We start from the raw sequence: 18,942 nt of genomic DNA on the forward strand, positions 1-18,942 counted from the left end.
CTTATGCAAATTTCCCCGCAGGCTATTCCATCCGAATCAATTAACCCAGACGCCGACAATCGACTCAGAGAATTAGCCCACCAGTTGGCAAAAGCACAGGGTGTGACCACAAGTCATGCCCTGGATGCAGCAGCGTCACGTTCCAAAGGTACGGACTTGTTGGAATATTTGAAGAGTTGTGATCTTGCCTTGCAAAACGCCAATACACTTTTCAAATCGGTGCCTGCAAATGACCTTCCGGTTTCACATGCGGGCGAATGGATGCTGGACAATTTTTATCTCGTCAAACAATCCCTGCGCCTCATCGAAGAGGATTTGCCTGTTAGTTTTCTTAACGAGCTGCCGAAATTGAGTGGAACATCCCTGCAAGGATTCCCTCGTATTTTTGCACTGGCGCGTGAATGGATCGAATACAGCCAAAGCCAGCTTGATCTAAATCAAACTGCTGTTTTTATGCTGGACTACCAACAAGTCACACCGCTGACGATCGGTGAACTCTGGGCTCTGCCGATCATGCTGCGTATCGGAATCCTGGAACGACTCGTTCATGCCACGTCGGAATTGACTGGCATGAATGTACCCAAGAGTTTGAGTGAAACTAGCGGTCAATCCGATTCCCCAACATTGGCGAACGAGGCGATCGTCGCCAATTGTTTTCTCAGCCTGCGCCTGCTTTCGGCCACAGACTGGAAGGATATATTTGAGCAAACCAGTCAGGTGGAGCAGGTTTTACGCGATGACCCTGCGCGGATCTATGCGGACATGGATTTTGACACCCGCAATAATTACCGCAGTGTCATCGAGGAACTGGCGCGTCATTCAAGTTATAGCGAAAAACAGATCGCATTCACGGCAATTGAATTCGCTCACAGCGCGTTGGATAAAACTCCGCTGCGACAAAAACACGTGGGCTTTTATCTGCTGGGAGCAGGCCGCGCTGCGCTTGAAAACAGGATCAGCTACCAGCCGGGATTAAGAGCGCGTTTACAGAATCAATTGCTCTCATTTCCAACATTCACTTACCTTGGCAGTATTGCCATCTTTTCCCTGCTCCTCCTTTTTGGACTGTTAACGTATGCATTCCTTTCAGGCGGTTCAACTTTCCAACTGATCGTTGTCGGTTTGCTTGGATCTGGATTGGTAGTGGAAGCGGCGATATCGCTTGTGCATTGGAACATCACACATCGGATTAAGCCTAAAAGCCTGCCACGCATGGATTTTTCAGAAGGTATTCCTTCTGGTAACCGTACCATGGTTGTTGTGCCAACTCTGTTGGAAAGTGTTGGTGAACTTGACCATCTCCTGCAGGAGTTGGAACTTTATTATTTGTCCAATCCCGATCCACTTTTAACCTATGCCCTGCTGACCGATTTCGGGGATGCCCCTGCTGAGAACATGTCGGAGGATGAAGAACTGCTTGCATTGGCAAGCCTTGGCATTGAAAACCTTAACAAAAAATATTTAAAGGCAGTACCGTTTTATTTATTTCATCGTCAGCGTCAATGGAATCCATCTGAAGGGGTTTGGATGGGCTGGGAACGCAAACGCGGCAAACTCGCGGACTTCAATCGCTTGCTGCTTAATTCAGGTGGAACTGCCTACACGACACAAGTTGGGGATGCGGGTATTTTATCTGATATTAAATATGTGATCACGCTCGACGCGGATACTTCCCTGCCGCAGGGCAGCGCGAACCGACTGATCGCCACGCTGGCGCATCCGCTAAACCATGCCGAATTCGCCGCAGATGGACGCTCGGTCGTTGCAGGCTACACCGTGCTGCAGCCGCGGGTTGCCATCAAACCCACCAGCGCAAACCGTTCGCTGTTTTCGCAGATATTTGCGGGAAACTCCGGGTTTGACCTGTACTCCTTCGCCGTCTCGGATGTCTATCAGGATCTGTTCGGCGAAGGGAGTTATGTTGGCAAGGGTATCTATGATGTAGCGGCTTTCGAGCGCAGTCTGGCTGGACAGGTTCGTCAGAATACTTTGCTCAGCCATGACCTGTTTGAAGGCATTTATGGACGGGCGGCATTGGTGACGGATATCACCTTATATGAAGAATACCCCTGGCGTTATATGGTGTATGCCCGCCGGCTGCGCCGTTGGATTCGCGGCGATTGGCAATTACTGCCCTGGCTGTTTCCGATCGTCCATACAGAAAAAGGCGTAGGTGCAAATCGTTTATCTTTAATCAATATCTGGAAGGTTTTCGACAATCTAAGGCGCAGTCTGTTACCGCCAACCCTGCTGGCACTGTTCGCGGCAGGCTGGCTTTTCCTGCCCGGCTCACCCCTGGTCTGGACGTTGCTGGTGTTGCTGCCTTCTGTAATGCCCATCGCGGCACAGACCTATCAGGATGCCAAATACAGCCTGCGAAGAAGACTGCCGCTCAAACAATTTCTAAAATCGATGCAACTGCCGCTTGCGCGCTGGTCGTTTGCCATATTTTTCCTGCCATACGAAGCACTGCTTATGCTGGGAGCGATCTCTACCACCTTAATCCGTCTGCTCATTGCCCGTAAGAATCTACTGCAGTGGACAACAGCCGCGAACACAGCCCGCGCGTTTGGATCGAACGCGCATTACGAAACATGGCGGGAAATGACCTGGTCATTGGTATTCACCATTCTTTTAGGGACAACCATTGCTATTTTCAATCCAAGCGCCCTGTGGGTGGCGCTGCCATTTCTGATCGTCTGGCTTTTGGCTCCACAGATCGCGACCATGATCAGCCGGCCTGTGACACATACCACCACTCCGCTCTCTGAACCTCAACGCAGACAAGTTCTGCGTTTGGCGCGCCGCACCTGGGCTTTCTTTGAACAGTTCGCCGGCCCCAATGATCATTGGCTGCCCCCCGATCATTTTCAAGAAACTCCGCGCGGAAGTGTGGCGCATTACACCACGCCGACCAATATTGGTCTGTTATTGGTTTCAACTTTATCCGCATACGACCTGGGCTACATGGGACTTTTTGAACTGGCAGTTCGTTTGCGCTCGACGTTTGAAAACATGGACAAGCTGGAGCATTATCGCGGTCATCTTCTAAACTGGTACGACTCACAAACACTGACAGCGCTGCCGCCCCGCTACATTTCCACAGTAGATAGCGGTAATTTGGCGGCGTGCCTGATCACGCTTAAGCAGGGCTGCCTTACCCTGCCTGATGCTTCTTTGATGGACAACAAACGCTGGCATGGACTGCTCGTGATCCTGGATATTCTGGCAGAGGCGTTACAGGCGCTGGAAAAAAATAATCCGCACGCATCCATAGAATCTTTCGAAGTTGAATTGACCAGTATTTATGAGCGCGTCAGCGCCATCCAGAACCAGCCATCAACGTGGATGATGACCCTCGTCTGGCTCTCAGGCGAGGGCTGGGAAAGAGTCTCGCATCGTTTGATGGAACTGCTTGAGAGTCATCCCAATCTCAAATCCGAATCCCTGACCGATCTGCAACTTTATCTCGACCTGATGCAGCATCACCTGCAGGACATGCGGCGCAGTTTGGATCTATTCGCGCCCTGGCTCAGCAGCATGGACAATGCGCCTGTGTCCCAAATACCCGCCTGGCAGGATTTTCGTGAAAGCCTGCCGCTTGAATTACCAACGCTGAAAGAAGCAGGCGCTTTATATGTGCGCATCAAATCTGCATTGAATATTTTCAAAGCGCAGATGCAGGATGAGACTTCGCGGGATTGGTGTCAAAAATTGGATGACGATCTATCAACGGCCAGGATGACCGTGACACCTTTACTGATCGGGTTTCAAGAGTTAGCGGATCATGCCCACACCGCTCTGATCAATATGGATTTTCGCTTTTTATTTGATGAGCGCCGTCAGGTGTTCCATATTGGCTACAACGCCAGCACAGAAAAACTGGACCCGAGTTTCTATGACCTGCTTGCCTCTGAAGCGCGGATCGCCAGCTTAATCGCGATCGCAAAAGGTGATGTGCCGCACAGCCATTGGCAGCATCTCGGGCGGCCTGTAACGAAGGTGAACGGCAAGCAGGTTTTGCTCTCATGGAGCGGCACCATGTTCGAATATTTAATGCCGACCCTGTTCACGAAAAACTATATCGGCACATTTCTTTCAGACAGTTGTTATGCTGCGCTTGACGCGCAGGTGGATTACGGAAAGGAAAAGGAGGTTCCCTGGGGCATTTCCGAATCAGGATATTTTGCTTTTGATGCAAATCAGAACTATCAGTATCAGGCGTTTGGAGTTCCGGACCTGGGATACAAACGCGATTTGCCCGATGATCTGGTGATCACCCCGTACGCTTCCCTGCTAGGACTTTCATTACAGCCGCAGACCGTGCTCAAGAATATGAAGCATCTGGAAGAATTGAAGATGCTCGGACGTTTTGGATTTTATGAGGCGCTCGATTATACAAAGACTCGCCAATCAGACGGGCAGGCCTATGCCATTGTGAGATCCTACATGGCGCATCATCAGGGCATGATCCTGGTGGCGGCCTGCAATTATTTATCAAATGATGTCATGGTGCGGCGCTTCCACGCGGATGAACATATTCAAAGTGTGGAACTTCTGCTTCAGGAAAAAATTCCGCAGAACCCGCCGATCGAATACCCGCATCCCGATGATCCGTCGGATCTGCCGGAGGGGATTCGGCTCGTCAGCAGTGAGCCGTGGCGAGTCCCAGTGGACAGTCCCATGCCGCTGGTGCATGTACTTTCCCAAGGTGAATCCAGTGTGCTGATCACCAACGCCGGCAGCGGCTACAGTCAATGGCACGAATTCGCATTGACCCGCTGGCACGCCGACGCGACACTCGACCAGTGGGGCACGTGGATCTATTTGCAGGACCGCGAGAGCGGAGCGCTCTGGTCAACGACCAATCAACCCATTGGATGCGCGCCGGAACAGCAGGAAGTCATGTTTTACCCGCATAAGGTTGAATTCCAGCGTTGGGATCAAGGCATTTCTTTGCGTACCGGCGTCACGATCAGTACCGACGGTGTCGAGATCCGCCGCGTGAATATTTTGAATGACAGCAATTCTCCACGCCGTTTGAAGCTGACCAGTTACGGTGAGGTGGTGCTGGCGGCGCAGGCTGCGGATCGCCGTCACCCAGCCTTCAATAAACTTTTTATCGAGAGCGAATACCTGCCCAATGAGAATGCGCTTTTGTTCCAGCGCCGCCCACGCTCCGCGGATGAAAAAAATGTTGTGCTGATCCATGCCATGGTCATCGAGGCCGGGCGCAAAGTGACTGGCGAATATGAAAGTGACCGCGCCAAATTCCTGGGCAGGTCACAGACCATGCACACTCCACAGGCACTGAAAAAATCCAATGGCCGTCTTTCAGGCACTACCGGCGGAACCCTTGACCCGATCTTTTCACTGGCGCAAAAAATTGACCTGCAGCCGCACGCAAAAACGCGGGTCACATTTCTAACACTGGCCGCTCCCACGCGCGCCGAAGCTCTGGAGAAATTATCCCGTTACCGCAGCGGGCAATCCATTCACCGCGCCTTTGATGACGCGCGCGCCCGCAGTGACCGTGAATTGCTCGAACTTGGCTTGAACGCCTCTGCGGTTGAAAATATTCAGCGTCTCTTATCTGCATTGCTTTATCCGACGGGAACCCTGCGCGCTGCGCCGCATATTCTCGCTCAAAACCAAAAGGGACAATCCGGTTTATGGGCATTTGGTATCTCGGGCGACTTCCCAATCTTAATGGTGCGTGTCCGCGACGGCGAATCGCCCTTGCTGCGTGAAGCCTTGCAAGCTTTCAGCTACTGGCGCAGTCATCATGTCACGATCAATTTGATCATCCTGAACGACCAGGATACAGGCTACGCCCTTGACCTGCACAATGCCATCCTTCGTCAGATCCGCCGCATGGGCGCGGAGGCTTCGTTGAATCAACGCGATGGGATCTTTGTGCAGCGTACCGATCAGCTCGGACAAGCCGATAAGATTTTATTTGAAACTGTGGCGGGCGTTATTTTGGATGAAAAGGGCGGGACACTGGCTGACCACGCTCTGCGTTTAACCGTTCAATCTACGCGGCTGCCGCAGTTCACCGCTTCACTCCCCGCGATGCTTGATCCTGAGCCGACAGTTTCACTTGCCCTGCCGGATGGCTTGCAAATAGGTAACGGTCTCGGCGGATTCAGCCCTGATGGCAAAGAGTACGTCATCCATCTCAAGCCTGGACAGCGCACACCGCAACCATGGGTAAATGTGATCGCAAATCCGCAATTCGGTTTTCTGGTTTCCGAATCAGGCTTGGGCAGTACCTGGGCAGAGAATAGCGGTGAGAATCGATTGACTCCCTGGCGCAATGACGCGGTAACAGATATGCCCGGCGAAGCGCTTTACATACGCGATGAAGAGACTGGGCTGGTCTGGTCGCCCACCCCCATGCCCGCCGGTGCAGATACCACGCATGTGATCCGGCATGGGGCGGGCTATTCGATCTTCGAGAGTCAGAGTCACGGGCTTAATCAAAACATGCGGGTGTTCGCCGCGCCGGATGCGTCGGTCAAAATTGTGCAGCTGCGTTTGCAAAATCTGTGGGACCGTCCACGGCGCGTTACGGTCACTTATTACGCGGAGTGGGTACTCGGCACAACTCGGGACACGAATCAAGCCCACATCATGCCGGAGTTTGTCGCGGATGAAAATGCCCTGCTTGCCGTTAATCATTTCAACAGCGAGTTTGGCGAACGCGTGGCATTTCTGGCGTCCAATAAAAAGCCGCATAATATCACCACCGACCGCACGGAATTTTTGGGGCGCATGGGAAGTATGCGCGCTCCCGCAGCGCTCGGACGCATTGGATTGGACAGCTCGGTCAACGCCGGCGTTGACCCATGCGCAGTCATTCAACTGCATGTGGACCTCGCGCCCGGTGCGATGGAAGAAGTCTTTTTCCTGATCGGGGAGGGCAAGGATCGGGCCGAGAGTCTGGCGCTGATCGGACAGATCCAAGCCGGGGCGGGGGTGGAGGCGATCTGGGAGTCCGTTCAACGTCAATGGGATGACATCCTGAATGCCATCGTGGTCGAAACTCCTGATGCGGGCATGAACCTAATGCTTAATCGCTGGCTGATGTATCAAACCATGGCCTGTCGTTTATGGGGGCGCACTGCGCTGTATCAATCGAGCGGAGCGTTTGGATTCCGCGACCAGCTGCAGGATGTGATGGCGCTTTTACATACCCGGCCTGACCTTGCGCGCGCGCAAATTTTGGAAGCGGCGCGGCATCAATTCGAGGAGGGCGATGTCCTGCATTGGTGGAATCCACCGGCCGGGCGCGGAGTACGCACGCGCTTTTCAGATGACCTGCTCTGGCTGCCGTATGTCACCGCGGAGTATGTTTCCGCCACCGGCGACGAATCTATTTTGAGCGAGAAAATTCCATTCCTAAATGGTGACCCGCTCAAACCAAATGAGGCGGAACGATATACGCAGTACGAATCAACGAGCGATCTGGCGACGCTTTACCAGCACTGCCGGCGCGCGCTCGAAAAAGGGAATACATCCGGCGCGCATGGCCTGCCTTTAATGGGCGGCGGCGATTGGAACGATGGCATGAACCGCGTCGGCATGGCGGGACGCGGTGAGAGTGTCTGGCTTGGCTGGTTCCTGCACGCCACGCTTCAACGGTTTGCATCATTGATGGTATTGATGAATGACGATCCTGCGCCTTTCCTTGAACAAGCCGCGAAGTTATCTCGATCCATTGAGACTCAAGCATGGGACGGCGAATGGTATCTGCGTGCTTACTATGATGACGGCTCGCGCCTGGGGTCGCATGAAAATATTGAATGTCAGATCGATTCGATCGCGCAATCGTGGGCGGTCTTGTCGGGTGCGGCGGATTCGTCACGCGCATCACAGGCAATGGAATCTGTGAATGGCAAACTGGTCAAACAAGCCGAGCAGATGATCCTGCTCTTTACTCCGCCCTTCGATAAGTCGATGCATGACCCCGGTTACATCAAAGGCTATTTGCCGGGGGTGCGCGAGAACGGCGGGCAATATACGCACGCCGCCATTTGGACTGCCTGGGCGTTTGCAAAACTCGGGCAGGGAGACCGCGCCACGCAGCTCTTCCATATGTTGAATCCCATCCACCACGCGGATACGCCCGAGAAAGTTGTTCGTTACAAAGTGGAGCCTTACGTGATCGCTGCTGATATCTACAGCGTCCCTCCGCACACCGGCCGCGGCGGCTGGACCTGGTACACGGGTTCTTCCGCCTGGATGTATCGTCTAGGCGTCGAAGCCATCCTTGGAATTACGCGAGTCGGAAATGCGCTCAATATCAACCCGTGCATCCCGCGCGATTGGCCGGGTTTCAAAGCGGATTATCGCTTTGGTAATACGCATTACAAGATCAGCGTGGAGAATCCGAATGCTGTTAATCGCGGCGTCAAACTGGTCTCGCTGGATGGCAAGTTAATCTCGGATGCTTTGATCCCGCTGGTGGACGACGGCCAGACGCATGAAGTTCGTCTGGCGATCGGATGAATTTGTTGCCTTTCACAGTACAATGAAAGTGGAGTTTTGTATGCAAGCGAATCAAACAACCCTTCAAGATAAAGAAGACAAGGGAAAAGATAACCCGGCCTTGAGTAAAGTGATCGAGCGAAATATTCGCACGATCATTCATCTGCGCACAAAGGCCGCCGGCGAACGCAGTCTGCAAGGCCGTATCGCCGATGCAGTCACCTCCTTTTCCGGACGAATGGTCTTTGTCTATGTGCATATTGTCTGGTTTGGAGGCTGGATCTTCTTAAACACCGGCTGGTTTGGCCTGCAGGCTTTTGATCCTTTTCCTTACGGACTGCTGACCATGATCGTTTCATTGGAGGCGATTTTTCTTTCAACATTCGTGCTCATCAGCCAGAACCGGATTGGCGAAGAGACTGAACGCCGCGCCGACCTTGACCTGCATATTGGTTTGCTGACTGAATATGAGTTGACACGCGTCCTGCAAATGCTGGACGCCATACAGGATAAGCTGAACATCACGGACCACGCAAACAGCGATCTGGCCGACCTTGAAATGGAAACCAGACCGGAAGATGTGCTGGCTGAAATACACCGTCTTCAAGCTATCGAACTTGGAAAAAGGGTACGCTTATGAACAAAGACCCAAACCTACCATCGTCTGAAGAGAAAAAAGACGCGTATCAAAATATTTTCGAATCCGTTGTTGACGGGTTGATCATCAATGATCTGGAAAGCGGACTGGTGGTTGAGGCAAACCCTGCGGCGTGGTTGATGCATGGATATACACGAGAAGAATTCATCGGACAGCTTTTGACAATCTGCGTACACCCTGATAGTCAATACGTATTTAGCGACTCTATTCAAGAGTTTGAATTGGACAGTATATTCGATGTTCAGGTGCTGGATGTGCGCCGCGATGGTTCAACGTTTTTTGCTGTATGGCGCGGAACGGCGTTCACTTATCAGGGACGCCCCTGCTTACTGGGAATTATCCGCGATGTCAGCAAGCGGATGCTGATCGAAGAGTTACTCAGCCAGCGTGTTGAGATCCGCACGCATGAGCAGGCCACACTCCTGGAAATCTCCTATATTCTGGCATCCACATTGGAACTCCAACCGGGTTTGATCCTTGACCAATTGCGAAAGATCATTGAATACGCACATGGCGGGCTGTTCGCATTGAAAGATTCCTCCCTGGTCACTCTGGCGATACGCGGGACACATCAACTGGAACAATTCGATCCCATCAGTATTCCTTTGCCTACCCCCGAAACCCTGGCGATATTGTTTAACCGACATCGTCCCATTCGGGTCGCAGATGTGTGGAGCGATGATCCGCAGGCGAAATTTCTGCGTTCGCTCCTGGAGGATAGGGCTAGTGTATTGCTCGAGGGAATGCAATCGTGGATGTGGGTGCCGCTGGCTGTCAGAGGTCGTATCATCGGCGGCGTGGGTGTGGCGCACGATAAGCGCGATTTTTTCACAGCCCACCATGCTGATCTGGCTCTTAGTGTTGCCAATCAGGCCGCGATCACCATGATCAACTCTGAACTATATGGACAGGCCCAGGCGCTCGCGGTATTGGAAGAACGACAGCGCCTGGCGCGCAATCTGCACGACGCTGTCAATCAGTCGCTTTTTTCGGCGGGATTAATTGCCGAAGTGTTGCCGCGCTTGTGGGATCGCGATCAAGACGAAGCGCGGCATTCGCTCAATGACCTGCGCAAGTTGACCCGCGGAGCCATGGCGGAGATGCGCGCACTGCTGGCGGAACTGCGTCCCTCCACGTTGATCGATTCGGACCTGGGCGACCTGCTGCGCCAGCTGGGGAGCGCCATCGAAGCCCGCACCAACCTGCCCGTTGATCTGACCGTTCCAAAAGAGTTGACTCTGCCCGCCGTAGTGCAAGTCGCTTTTTACCGTATCTGTCAGGAAGCGCTGAATAATATCGCCAAACATGCAAAAGCTGGCAAGGTCGTCATGGAGGTAAGGCAGGATGATGCGGTCGTGGAATTGCGTATTTTCGATGACGGCCAGGGGTTTGATGTTGAACAAAAGATTTCAGGCCATTATGGTTTGGGGATGATGCGCGAACGCGCGGAAGCCGCCGGTCTGCTGTTGACCATTACAAGCCAGCCTGCTCAGGGTACTGAGATCAAGATCTGTTGGACGAAAACACCCACCCACAAGGTATTTGACAAGGAGGCATTATGACAAACTCTTTCCCCAACCCCATTCGGGTTATGCTCGTTGATGATCACGCCATGGTACGCAGGGGATTGGCTACCATCTTGAAAATTTTTGATGATTTTGAGCTGGCGGGGGAAGCAGAGAACGGTCTTGCCGCTGTCCAACTGTGCGATAAGACTGTTCCGGATGTGGTGTTAATGGACATGGTCATGCCTGAAATGGACGGGGCAAGCGCGACACGTATCATTTGTGAGAAATACCCGCAAGTGCAGGTGATCGCGCTATCCAGTTTCAAGGAAGGCGATCTGGTTAAAAACGCGCTGGAGGCTGGGGCGATCGGTTTCTTAATGAAAGATGTCTCTGCGGATGAACTGGCGCGCGCGATCCGCGCTGCACACGCCGGCCGCGCCACGCTCTCACCGGCTGCCGCGCAAGCGTTGGTTGATACTGCGAATCAACCGCCCACGCCCGGCCTGGACTTAACCGAACGCGAGCGTGAAGTGCTGGCTCTGATGGTGGAAGGTTTGAATAACACGCAGATCGCGGGCAAGTTGACCGTCAGCCCGTCCACGATCAAATCGCATGTCAGCAATGTGCTGTCCAAACTAGGCGTTGCCAGCCGCACCGAAGCGGTGACACTGGCGCTGCGTAACCGGATTGTCTCGTAGCCAAGTGACTGTCACCTTTGCAAAACAGATGACTGTCACTTTCGTGCTGCCGTCTCCCCCAACTGGCGGAGACAAAAACTCCCCGAGTGGCGGATGCGGTTTGAGGGCAATTGTTATAAAATTTTACGTCAGTGTATATTTACATCTATAAAGTGGTTGAATGATCGCCGATGCCAAAAAATATCACATAAAGATTTACTTGGTTTGGAAGTTTTTGGCGGGAGGCCAAAATAACATGAAAAAAACAAGATATATAACGATCTCAATCATCCTGCTTTTGCTCCTTTCGGCGGCAAGTTCATCCGCCAACGCATTTGCACGTCCGCTCGCAGCCACATCACCCACACTGGGCGCGGCGTTTAGTTATTCCGTTCTGGCTGGCTCAATAGTGACGAACTCCGGCTTGTCGGTCATCAGTGGAGACCTGGGCGCCAGCCCGACCATTGGTGTACCGCCGCATGTCACTGGTTTTCCCCCGGGTATCGTCAATGCTCCGGGCGCCATACACGACGGGGATGCAAACGCGGCTGCGGCTCAGGCTGATAACACGGCTGCGTTCACAACTCTCGATCAGGTCTGCACCACCACATACGCGGGCACACAGGACCTAACCCTGGTCTCGCCTCTCGGGCCGGGTGTCTATTGTGCTGACGCTTTCATCCTAACTGGAAACTTAACACTCAATGGGGCTGGCGTGTATATTTTCAAATCTGCTTCAACACTTACCACTTCGGCTGGCTCATCTGTTACCGGCGGCGACCCGTGTAATGTGTGGTGGCGTCTCGTTTCGTCTGCATCCATTATTGGGTCAGGTAGTTCGATCATAGGAAATGTACTCGCGCTGACAGACATCAACCTGCAGGATGGCGCAAGCGTGAACGGTCGAGTCATGACTCAGGTTGGTCAAGTGACGTTGCTTAACAACAACATATTCGGTCCGGTCTGCGCCGTGGTGCCCTCAACTGCTACGTCTCCCACAACCGTGCCAGAAGAAGGGGATACTGCAGTCACTGTCAGGGCTTTACCGAATACAGGCGGCGCGCCCATCCGGGATGATAGCTTCCCCTGGACGCTTGCCATCTTTGGCAGTTTCAGCGCCATAGCTTTGATTTTAGGTGTTCGTGCATATCTCCACGCCAATAAGCAATAACATATTTTTTGTGCGAACCATAAGTTTTTTACATCGTAGTGCAACCGGTTGTACCGCAACCGTTCTGGTCATTGCGGCAGCGCTTACCTCATGTGGATACAAAGAAACGGTGCAGACCTTGGTTGGGTCTGCACCGTCTCCCTTGCCCATGGCGTCGGATCAGCCGATAGGTCAACCGATTGCTCAGCCGATTCCCACGGCTTTTTCCATTGGGCAACTGTTCGATTCGAATCTTGATCTGCAAGCCGGGCCTGTAAGCATACCGCTCGAACTTGAGATTCCCGCGCTCAAGGTCAATGCGCCCATACTTGGAGTTGGACTCACGACAGATAATGTAATGGATGCCCCAAAAGGTCCGATCGGCGATCCGCTTTGGGAATCTGCATATTGGTATCGCGGCGGCGGCATTCCGGGTGACGTGGGAACTGCTACGCTTGCCGCGCATGTCAATGATCCGCTTGGGCAACCTGAAATTTTTGCAAACCTTGAAGATCTCCAACCTGGTGATCTGATCATCATCCACCTCAAATATACAAACATGAATATCAGCTTTGTTGTTGATCAGGTGAAGGTTTACTCAGTGGCAGAGTCTTCCGACCCTGCTGTGCTGGCACAGATCTACGGCATTGGGCCGGTTACCGGCAGCGGCCCGCAACCATCGGCCGATGGCCTCTCGCACCTGACACTTATCACCTGCGCAGGAGTCATTGTCAACGGCGAGTTCGATCATCATACGGTTGTTTATGCAACGCGCAGCAAGTAAATTCCTTCTCCCCCAAATGGCGGAGACACAAACTCCCCAACCGATGGATGTGGTTGGGGAGTTTTTTTTGTAAGATTAAAAAATCATTAAGCAATGGGTCGTAAATCTATAAATTCAATATGCCGCCTGAGATTGCCCATCAAGAAAGCACCGGTCTATTAACCTTGCTAATGATGTTTTTGGGGCAGCCATAAAACAAACAATTACTCCTTATGACGTCTGGCGTTAAGGATTGAAAATTGTTTTACATATAATTTAATCTTATGAATGGAAATCCAGATCAGTGAGATGCCTTCTGTTGCATTCTCCGTAGAAAAAACCAATTTTATCGTTTGTTCTTTTCGACCCACGGAGAATGGATATGAAAAAACTAATGGTGTTTATTGGTGTGACGCTTGTCTTGTTCTCTCTGAGCATGATGCTGGTAAACCCGGCCTCTGCCGACAGAGACCGCCCTCACAGGCCTACTCGCACCCCAAATTCCACTCAAACACCGCAGTCTGAGGAAACCCGCCGACCAACCCGAACTCCTACCGGGCAGGCGGGGAGTACTCCTGCAAGGACTCCAACCCCTGGTTCGGTTTCAGCAACACCCGATCCAAACAACCCGCATGCGGGCATTCAATCCTATGATGGTCCACAGACTTGTATTGCCTGTCATTCCGCCGAAGCAGAAAGCGCCTTGCATTCCGAGCATATGCAGTGGGCGGGAAAATGGAAGCAGGTCAATACGTACTGTACGGCTCCCGAGCCGGCTGATTTTGCCTGCCGTACCTGCCACGCCAGCACAGGCAAAGTAACCAACCTGACGGTCAATGATGTTGATTGTCTCATCTGCCATAGTGATACCTATCAACGCGCACTCGGTCCGCAAACCAACAACGTGACGATTGTGGATTGGCAGGGAACCAGCAAGGTTTATCATTTCCCTGTCAAAGTGAATGGCGATTACCAGATGCAGCCGCGCTTTGATCTGATGCCGGCCGGGACGACCATGGTTGATCTGGCTCGCAACGTCCACCTGCCGACAGTTGCCACCTGCTTAAGATGTCATGCCAAAGCCGGCGGCGCGGACGGCGGTAAACGCGGCGATATTTTCATGGCGCTCAAAGACCCCGCGCTTTCCCCGAATGTGGATGTTCATATTTCGCCGAGCGGCGCCAACCTGACTTGTCAGGATTGTCATGTCCCCAAAGATCATCAAATTCCCGGCCAAGGCATTGACCTGCGCATCTCGGAAGGCGGTACAGTGACATGCACCCAATGCCACGAAGCGAAACCGCACGGCGAGACTGGTATCGATCAACACACCGACCGCGTTGCCTGCCAGACCTGCCACATCCCCACGTATGGCAAGGTGACCGGAACCGAGATGTCACGTGATTGGACCAAACCGATGTGGAGCACAGCCGCATGCAACGGTCAGGGAGCGTGGGTGGGACAGGATGTCTGGCAGACCAATGTCATCCCCACTTACACGTTCTGGAATGGTCAGAGTCAGGTATATGATCTGGCCCAGTCCATTTCTGCGGACCCGGATGGTTCCTACACCATGTCGCGCGCCCTGGGTTCGATCAATGACGGCAAGTTGTATCCGATCAAGGTGCATACTTCCAACCAGCCGCGTGAAAATTCCACGGGACGCATGGTTGCTTATGATGTGCTGTGGAACTTCCTGACCGGTAAATTTGAGGAGGCTGCCCAGCGCGGCGTGGACTTCATGGGATTACCCGGTGGATACACCTGGGTCAATACCCGTGCCGAACAACTGATCACCCATGGCGTTGAACCCAAGGAAAACGCATTGGAGTGCGCCGCCTGCCACAGCTCCCGTACACAAATGGATCTGCGCACACTGGGTTATGTCTTGAAAGGCCCCCAGAGCCAGGTCTGTTCACAATGCCATGAACAGGAAAGCAACCCCGGCTTTAACCCGATCCACAACAAGCATGTTGAGAGTGAAAATATAGATTGCTCGATGTGCCACGCCTTCACCCGCCCGGAACGCGGTTTGACGATTGGGATCACGCGTTAGCCCGTTGCAGTAAAGATTTTTTAGAAGTATCTGGCAACCCCATCCAATAAAGATCAAAGATGTAGATTGAAAAGATAGGCCTCCTGGTTTCTTCGTGCCTCACACAAGATCCTGCCGGGAGGCCTATTGATATTGAGATTATTGTTTTTTGACAATGTGGGAGGGCAGTGTGAAGGTCGAATGTTTTCAAGACCTGACAGGTTTCCATAGAAGTCTGACGAGCCGAGTAGATTTTAATTCACAGAGCCACGGTCAGCTCAGGTCGCGGTAAAACCTGTCAGGTCTGACGAAGGTGAAACGGAGAAAGATCGCGTAAGGATGATTATCACCAAGTGCGCCGAATCACAATAAAGCAAGTCTCCCCCAAGTGGTGGAGAACAACACACCCCAGCCGATGGATGCGGCCGGGGTGTGTTTGTTATATGATGAATTGATGATTGGTATTGTGCTCCAATCACGCTGGAATTCATAAATTTGCTGGAGGTATAAAAATGGAAATCCCACTGCAAGCCAAAGTGGAATGTACGGACGGTATTTGCGGGGTATCAGTCTATGTGCTGATCAACCCGGTTAATGACAAGGTCACCCATCTGGTGGTAAAGGCCGATGCTTCTCCCAACACCCAGTATATCGTGCCTGTTGATTCTGTGAAGGAAACCATCGCCAACACGATCCGTCTGACCTGCAGCAAGGCCGAGTTGGAGAAGATGGCTCCGTTCATTCAGACTGAGTTCGTTGAAGAGAAAGTGCTCGATTATGCCGGCTATCGCGGCGGAATATCCGGTCCGGGATCGTATTTCTACATGCCTTATGTTACTTCTGAGATCATGGTGCCGGTCACTGTCGAGAATCAACAAATCCCGGCCGGAGAATTGGCCGTGCATCGCGGCACCCGCGTAGAGGCGACCGATGGCTATGTAGGCCGCGTGGATGAATTCGTGGTCAACCCCGATAGCGGTCACATTACACATCTGGTGATGAGGCAGGGACATTTGTGGGGCGAGAAGGATGTGATCATCCCGATCTCTGCAAAAGCAGATAGCGGCGATGATACCCTGTTCCTGAATATTGACAAACATCAGATCGAATCTCTGCCGACTTTCCCCGTGCACAGACGCTGGTCCTGACACAACCACCATGGATCAAAACTCATTCCCCCCACAGTATTCACAAGGAGATCGTTATGAAAAAGCAGGCAGGTTTATGGATCGACCATCGCAAGGCAGTTATCGTGCTTATTACCGATGATGGCGAAGAAGTAAAGAAAATCGTATCCGGCATGGAAAAACATGTTCGTTTTACGGCCGAGGATGGATTGGGTGAGGATTCGCAAGACCGTAAATTTGGAAACCATCTCAACAGCTACTATGACGAAGTCATCGCTGTCATCCGTGATGCAGACTCGATCAAGATATTTGGTCCTGGTGAAGCAAAAGGCGAGCTGGAAAAACGGATCGAGCTTGAAGGGCTTAAGGCGCACATCCTTTCCGTTGAACCTGCCGACAAAATGACCGATCATCAGATCCTGGCAAAAGTGCGGGAACGTTTGCCGATCTAGCAGGTTCTTTTCAATAAGTGACCTTACACAGTATTAGTATGTCTTTGCGAGGATGCTCTGGTTCTTCATCCGAAGCAATCTCTTTGCCTCGATGGAGATTGCTTCGCCGCTAAAACCAAGAACGCGGCTCGCAACGACATCAATATATAAATGTACTGTAGAGAGCAGAATATCAGAATTTATTCACCATTATCGCAACCCAAAAGGTCATATGGAAATCATAACCAAGCCATCTTCATCACTACATCCCGCCAATACCAGTGAGACCTTGGAGGAATCGGTCACCGCACTCAATCGAGTACTTGAGTTGAATCCAGAAGATACAACGGCACGCCAGACTCTTTACGAAACCATGCAGAAAATTCTGCGCAAAGACGCGTTCCTTGCTTATGTGGGGGAGACTGACGTTAATTACAAAGTCCGTACCTTTGAAGAATTTCAATTCATTCATCCCAAAAACCGGGCAATGGCAGAGCTTTTTCCGCCCCAAAACTCTCCTCCCGCACAAACAGCCACCCACTGGCTGGGCTGGGCTGTCGTCGGACTGATCCCAGCCGGCTTGGGCACATTGATCATCTCTCCGCTGGCGATGATCGCCGCCATACAATTACTGCGCCAGCCCAGCGAGGCAATTGATCGCCGCCGCGCATGGATCGTCATGATCGGCGCGTTCATATTATGGTTGATCGCACTGGTATTTTTTTTCATTCTTTTTCTTCATCTGGCGTAAAACTTAATGCTGACAAGATTCCTGGCTCTTTCGGCCATCTGGCTGATCATCAGTTCGGTCGTTACATTCTTTTTGGGCACACGCTTCAAACATGGCAATAAATTAAACGGGTTCCTCTGGCTGTTGACTGTGATCGTGTTTGGGGATCTATGGGCGGTATTCACCTTTGGGGAGCCGAATGAAGTCTTGATGCTCAGCCTGGCGGCCATGCTGTTGGGGAGTGTCTGGATTCTCCTGCTCCCCAACTGGAATTGGTTTGGACAAACGACCTGGACAATGAGCATACTTTCATCTGTGTTGTACATCGCCTACAGTTTTGCTGTGACGGCCTTTACTCCCTTAAACCCATTAAGTTTCCTATTTTCATTTATTCTATTCTTTGCCGAATTGTTCGCCATAGGGCTTTCACTATCATACACCTTTGAAATGCTGGATGTTTGTACACGCTTCCATTGGAATCACGTGGCCGGTCCCGCGCAACCTGTCAGCGGATACACTCCGAAGGTTTCGCTGCAAGTACCGGCTTATAACGAACCTCTGGAAGTGGTCGAAGCCACATTACGGACTTTGGCGAAAATAAATTATCCCAATTTTGAAGTGCTATTGATCGATAACAATACCCCGGATGAGGCCACCTGGCGCCCGCTGGAATCGCTTTGTAAGGAATTGGGTCCTCACTTTAAATGTCTTCACCTTGATAAATGGCCCGGATATAAATCCGGCGCATTGAACTTTGCCCTCACGCAAACCGATCCCGAGGCGGAGATCATTGCGATCATAGACGCCGACTATCAAGTCCAGCCGAATTACTTGAGCGAACTCGTTCCGCACTTTGTTGATCCAAGGGTGGCCTTTGTCCAGACACCGCAGGATTATCGCGACTACAAGGGCAATCCATTTTTAGAAGCCTGTTATGACGCATACAAATATTTTTTCGAAGTCTCCATGCCTTCGAGGAATGAACATAATGCAATTATCTTTTGCGGCACGATGGGATTGATCCGCAAGTCTGTGGTGGAGGAAATTGGCGGGTGGGACGAGTGGTGTATCACAGAGGATGCCGAGGCGAGCCTGCGCATCCTCAAGCTGGGATATAAGTCCATTTATATTAATCAAGCCTATGGACACGGCATCATGCCGTTAAATTTTGAGGGCTTAAAGAAACAGCGTTTTCGCTGGTGTTTTGGCGGAATCCAGGTCTTACGGAAGCATTGGGAATCGCTGATGCCCTGGGCTCATTGGGTGGATCCAAAGAATCAATTAACAGCAGCGCAGCGCTATTATTACCTTTTATCCAGCCTGCAATGGTTTAATGAATTCATCACCATGGGGTTTACGATGATGCTTGT

At 52.0% G+C, this 18,942-nt stretch carries 11 protein-coding genes; all 11 read left to right on the forward strand.

All coding sequences use genetic code 11. The features are described 5' to 3' along the window. Positions 1 to 3 precede the first annotated feature (3 nt). Positions 4 to 8,514, forward strand: coding sequence for a glucoamylase family protein (locus IPL17_RS08535; RefSeq protein WP_345306658.1), 8,511 nt, complete (start codon positions 4 to 6; stop codon positions 8,512 to 8,514). A gap of 40 nt (positions 8,515 to 8,554) precedes the next feature. After that, a complete protein-coding gene (locus tag IPL17_RS08540) occupies positions 8,555 to 9,133 on the forward strand; it encodes a DUF1003 domain-containing protein (protein WP_345306659.1) in 579 nt (192 codons plus the stop codon). Then, complete coding sequence (locus IPL17_RS08545; RefSeq protein WP_345306660.1) at positions 9,130 to 10,713, forward strand: histidine kinase; 1,584 nt, start codon at positions 9,130 to 9,132, stop codon at positions 10,711 to 10,713. The genes IPL17_RS08540 and IPL17_RS08545 overlap by 4 nt, the downstream gene beginning before the upstream one ends. Beyond that, positions 10,710 to 11,357, forward strand: a complete 648-nt coding sequence (locus IPL17_RS08550) for a response regulator transcription factor (RefSeq protein ID WP_345306661.1) — start codon at positions 10,710 to 10,712, stop codon at positions 11,355 to 11,357. Before IPL17_RS08545 ends, IPL17_RS08550 begins: the two co-directional genes overlap by 4 nt. A gap of 235 nt (positions 11,358 to 11,592) precedes the next feature. Beyond that, positions 11,593 to 12,507, forward strand: a complete 915-nt coding sequence (locus IPL17_RS08555) for an ice-binding family protein (RefSeq protein WP_345306662.1) — start codon at positions 11,593 to 11,595, stop codon at positions 12,505 to 12,507. A 10-nt stretch (positions 12,508 to 12,517) separates the two neighbouring features. After that, complete coding sequence (locus IPL17_RS08560) at positions 12,518 to 13,270, forward strand: class F sortase (protein ID WP_345306663.1); 753 nt, start codon at positions 12,518 to 12,520, stop codon at positions 13,268 to 13,270. A 361-nt stretch (positions 13,271 to 13,631) separates the two neighbouring features. After that, on the forward strand, positions 13,632 to 15,305 hold the full coding sequence (locus tag IPL17_RS08565; protein ID WP_345306664.1) for a hypothetical protein: 1,674 nt from the start codon (positions 13,632 to 13,634) through the stop codon (positions 15,303 to 15,305). Between the two features lie 491 nt (positions 15,306 to 15,796). Next, a complete protein-coding gene (locus IPL17_RS08570; protein ID WP_345306665.1) occupies positions 15,797 to 16,432 on the forward strand; it encodes a PRC-barrel domain-containing protein in 636 nt (211 codons plus the stop codon). 56 nt (positions 16,433 to 16,488) lie between these two features. Further along, positions 16,489 to 16,863 (forward strand): hypothetical protein, encoded by a 375-nt coding sequence (locus IPL17_RS08575; RefSeq protein ID WP_345306666.1) that lies wholly within the window; start codon positions 16,489 to 16,491, stop codon positions 16,861 to 16,863. A 211-nt stretch (positions 16,864 to 17,074) separates the two neighbouring features. After that, complete coding sequence (locus IPL17_RS08580) at positions 17,075 to 17,593, forward strand: hypothetical protein (protein WP_345306667.1); 519 nt, start codon at positions 17,075 to 17,077, stop codon at positions 17,591 to 17,593. A 6-nt stretch (positions 17,594 to 17,599) separates the two neighbouring features. Beyond that, the coding region (locus tag IPL17_RS08585) for a glycosyltransferase (RefSeq protein ID WP_345306668.1) at positions 17,600 to 18,942 on the forward strand (1,343 nt) is incomplete at its 3' end.

Source organism: Candidatus Villigracilis saccharophilus (assembly GCF_016711665.1).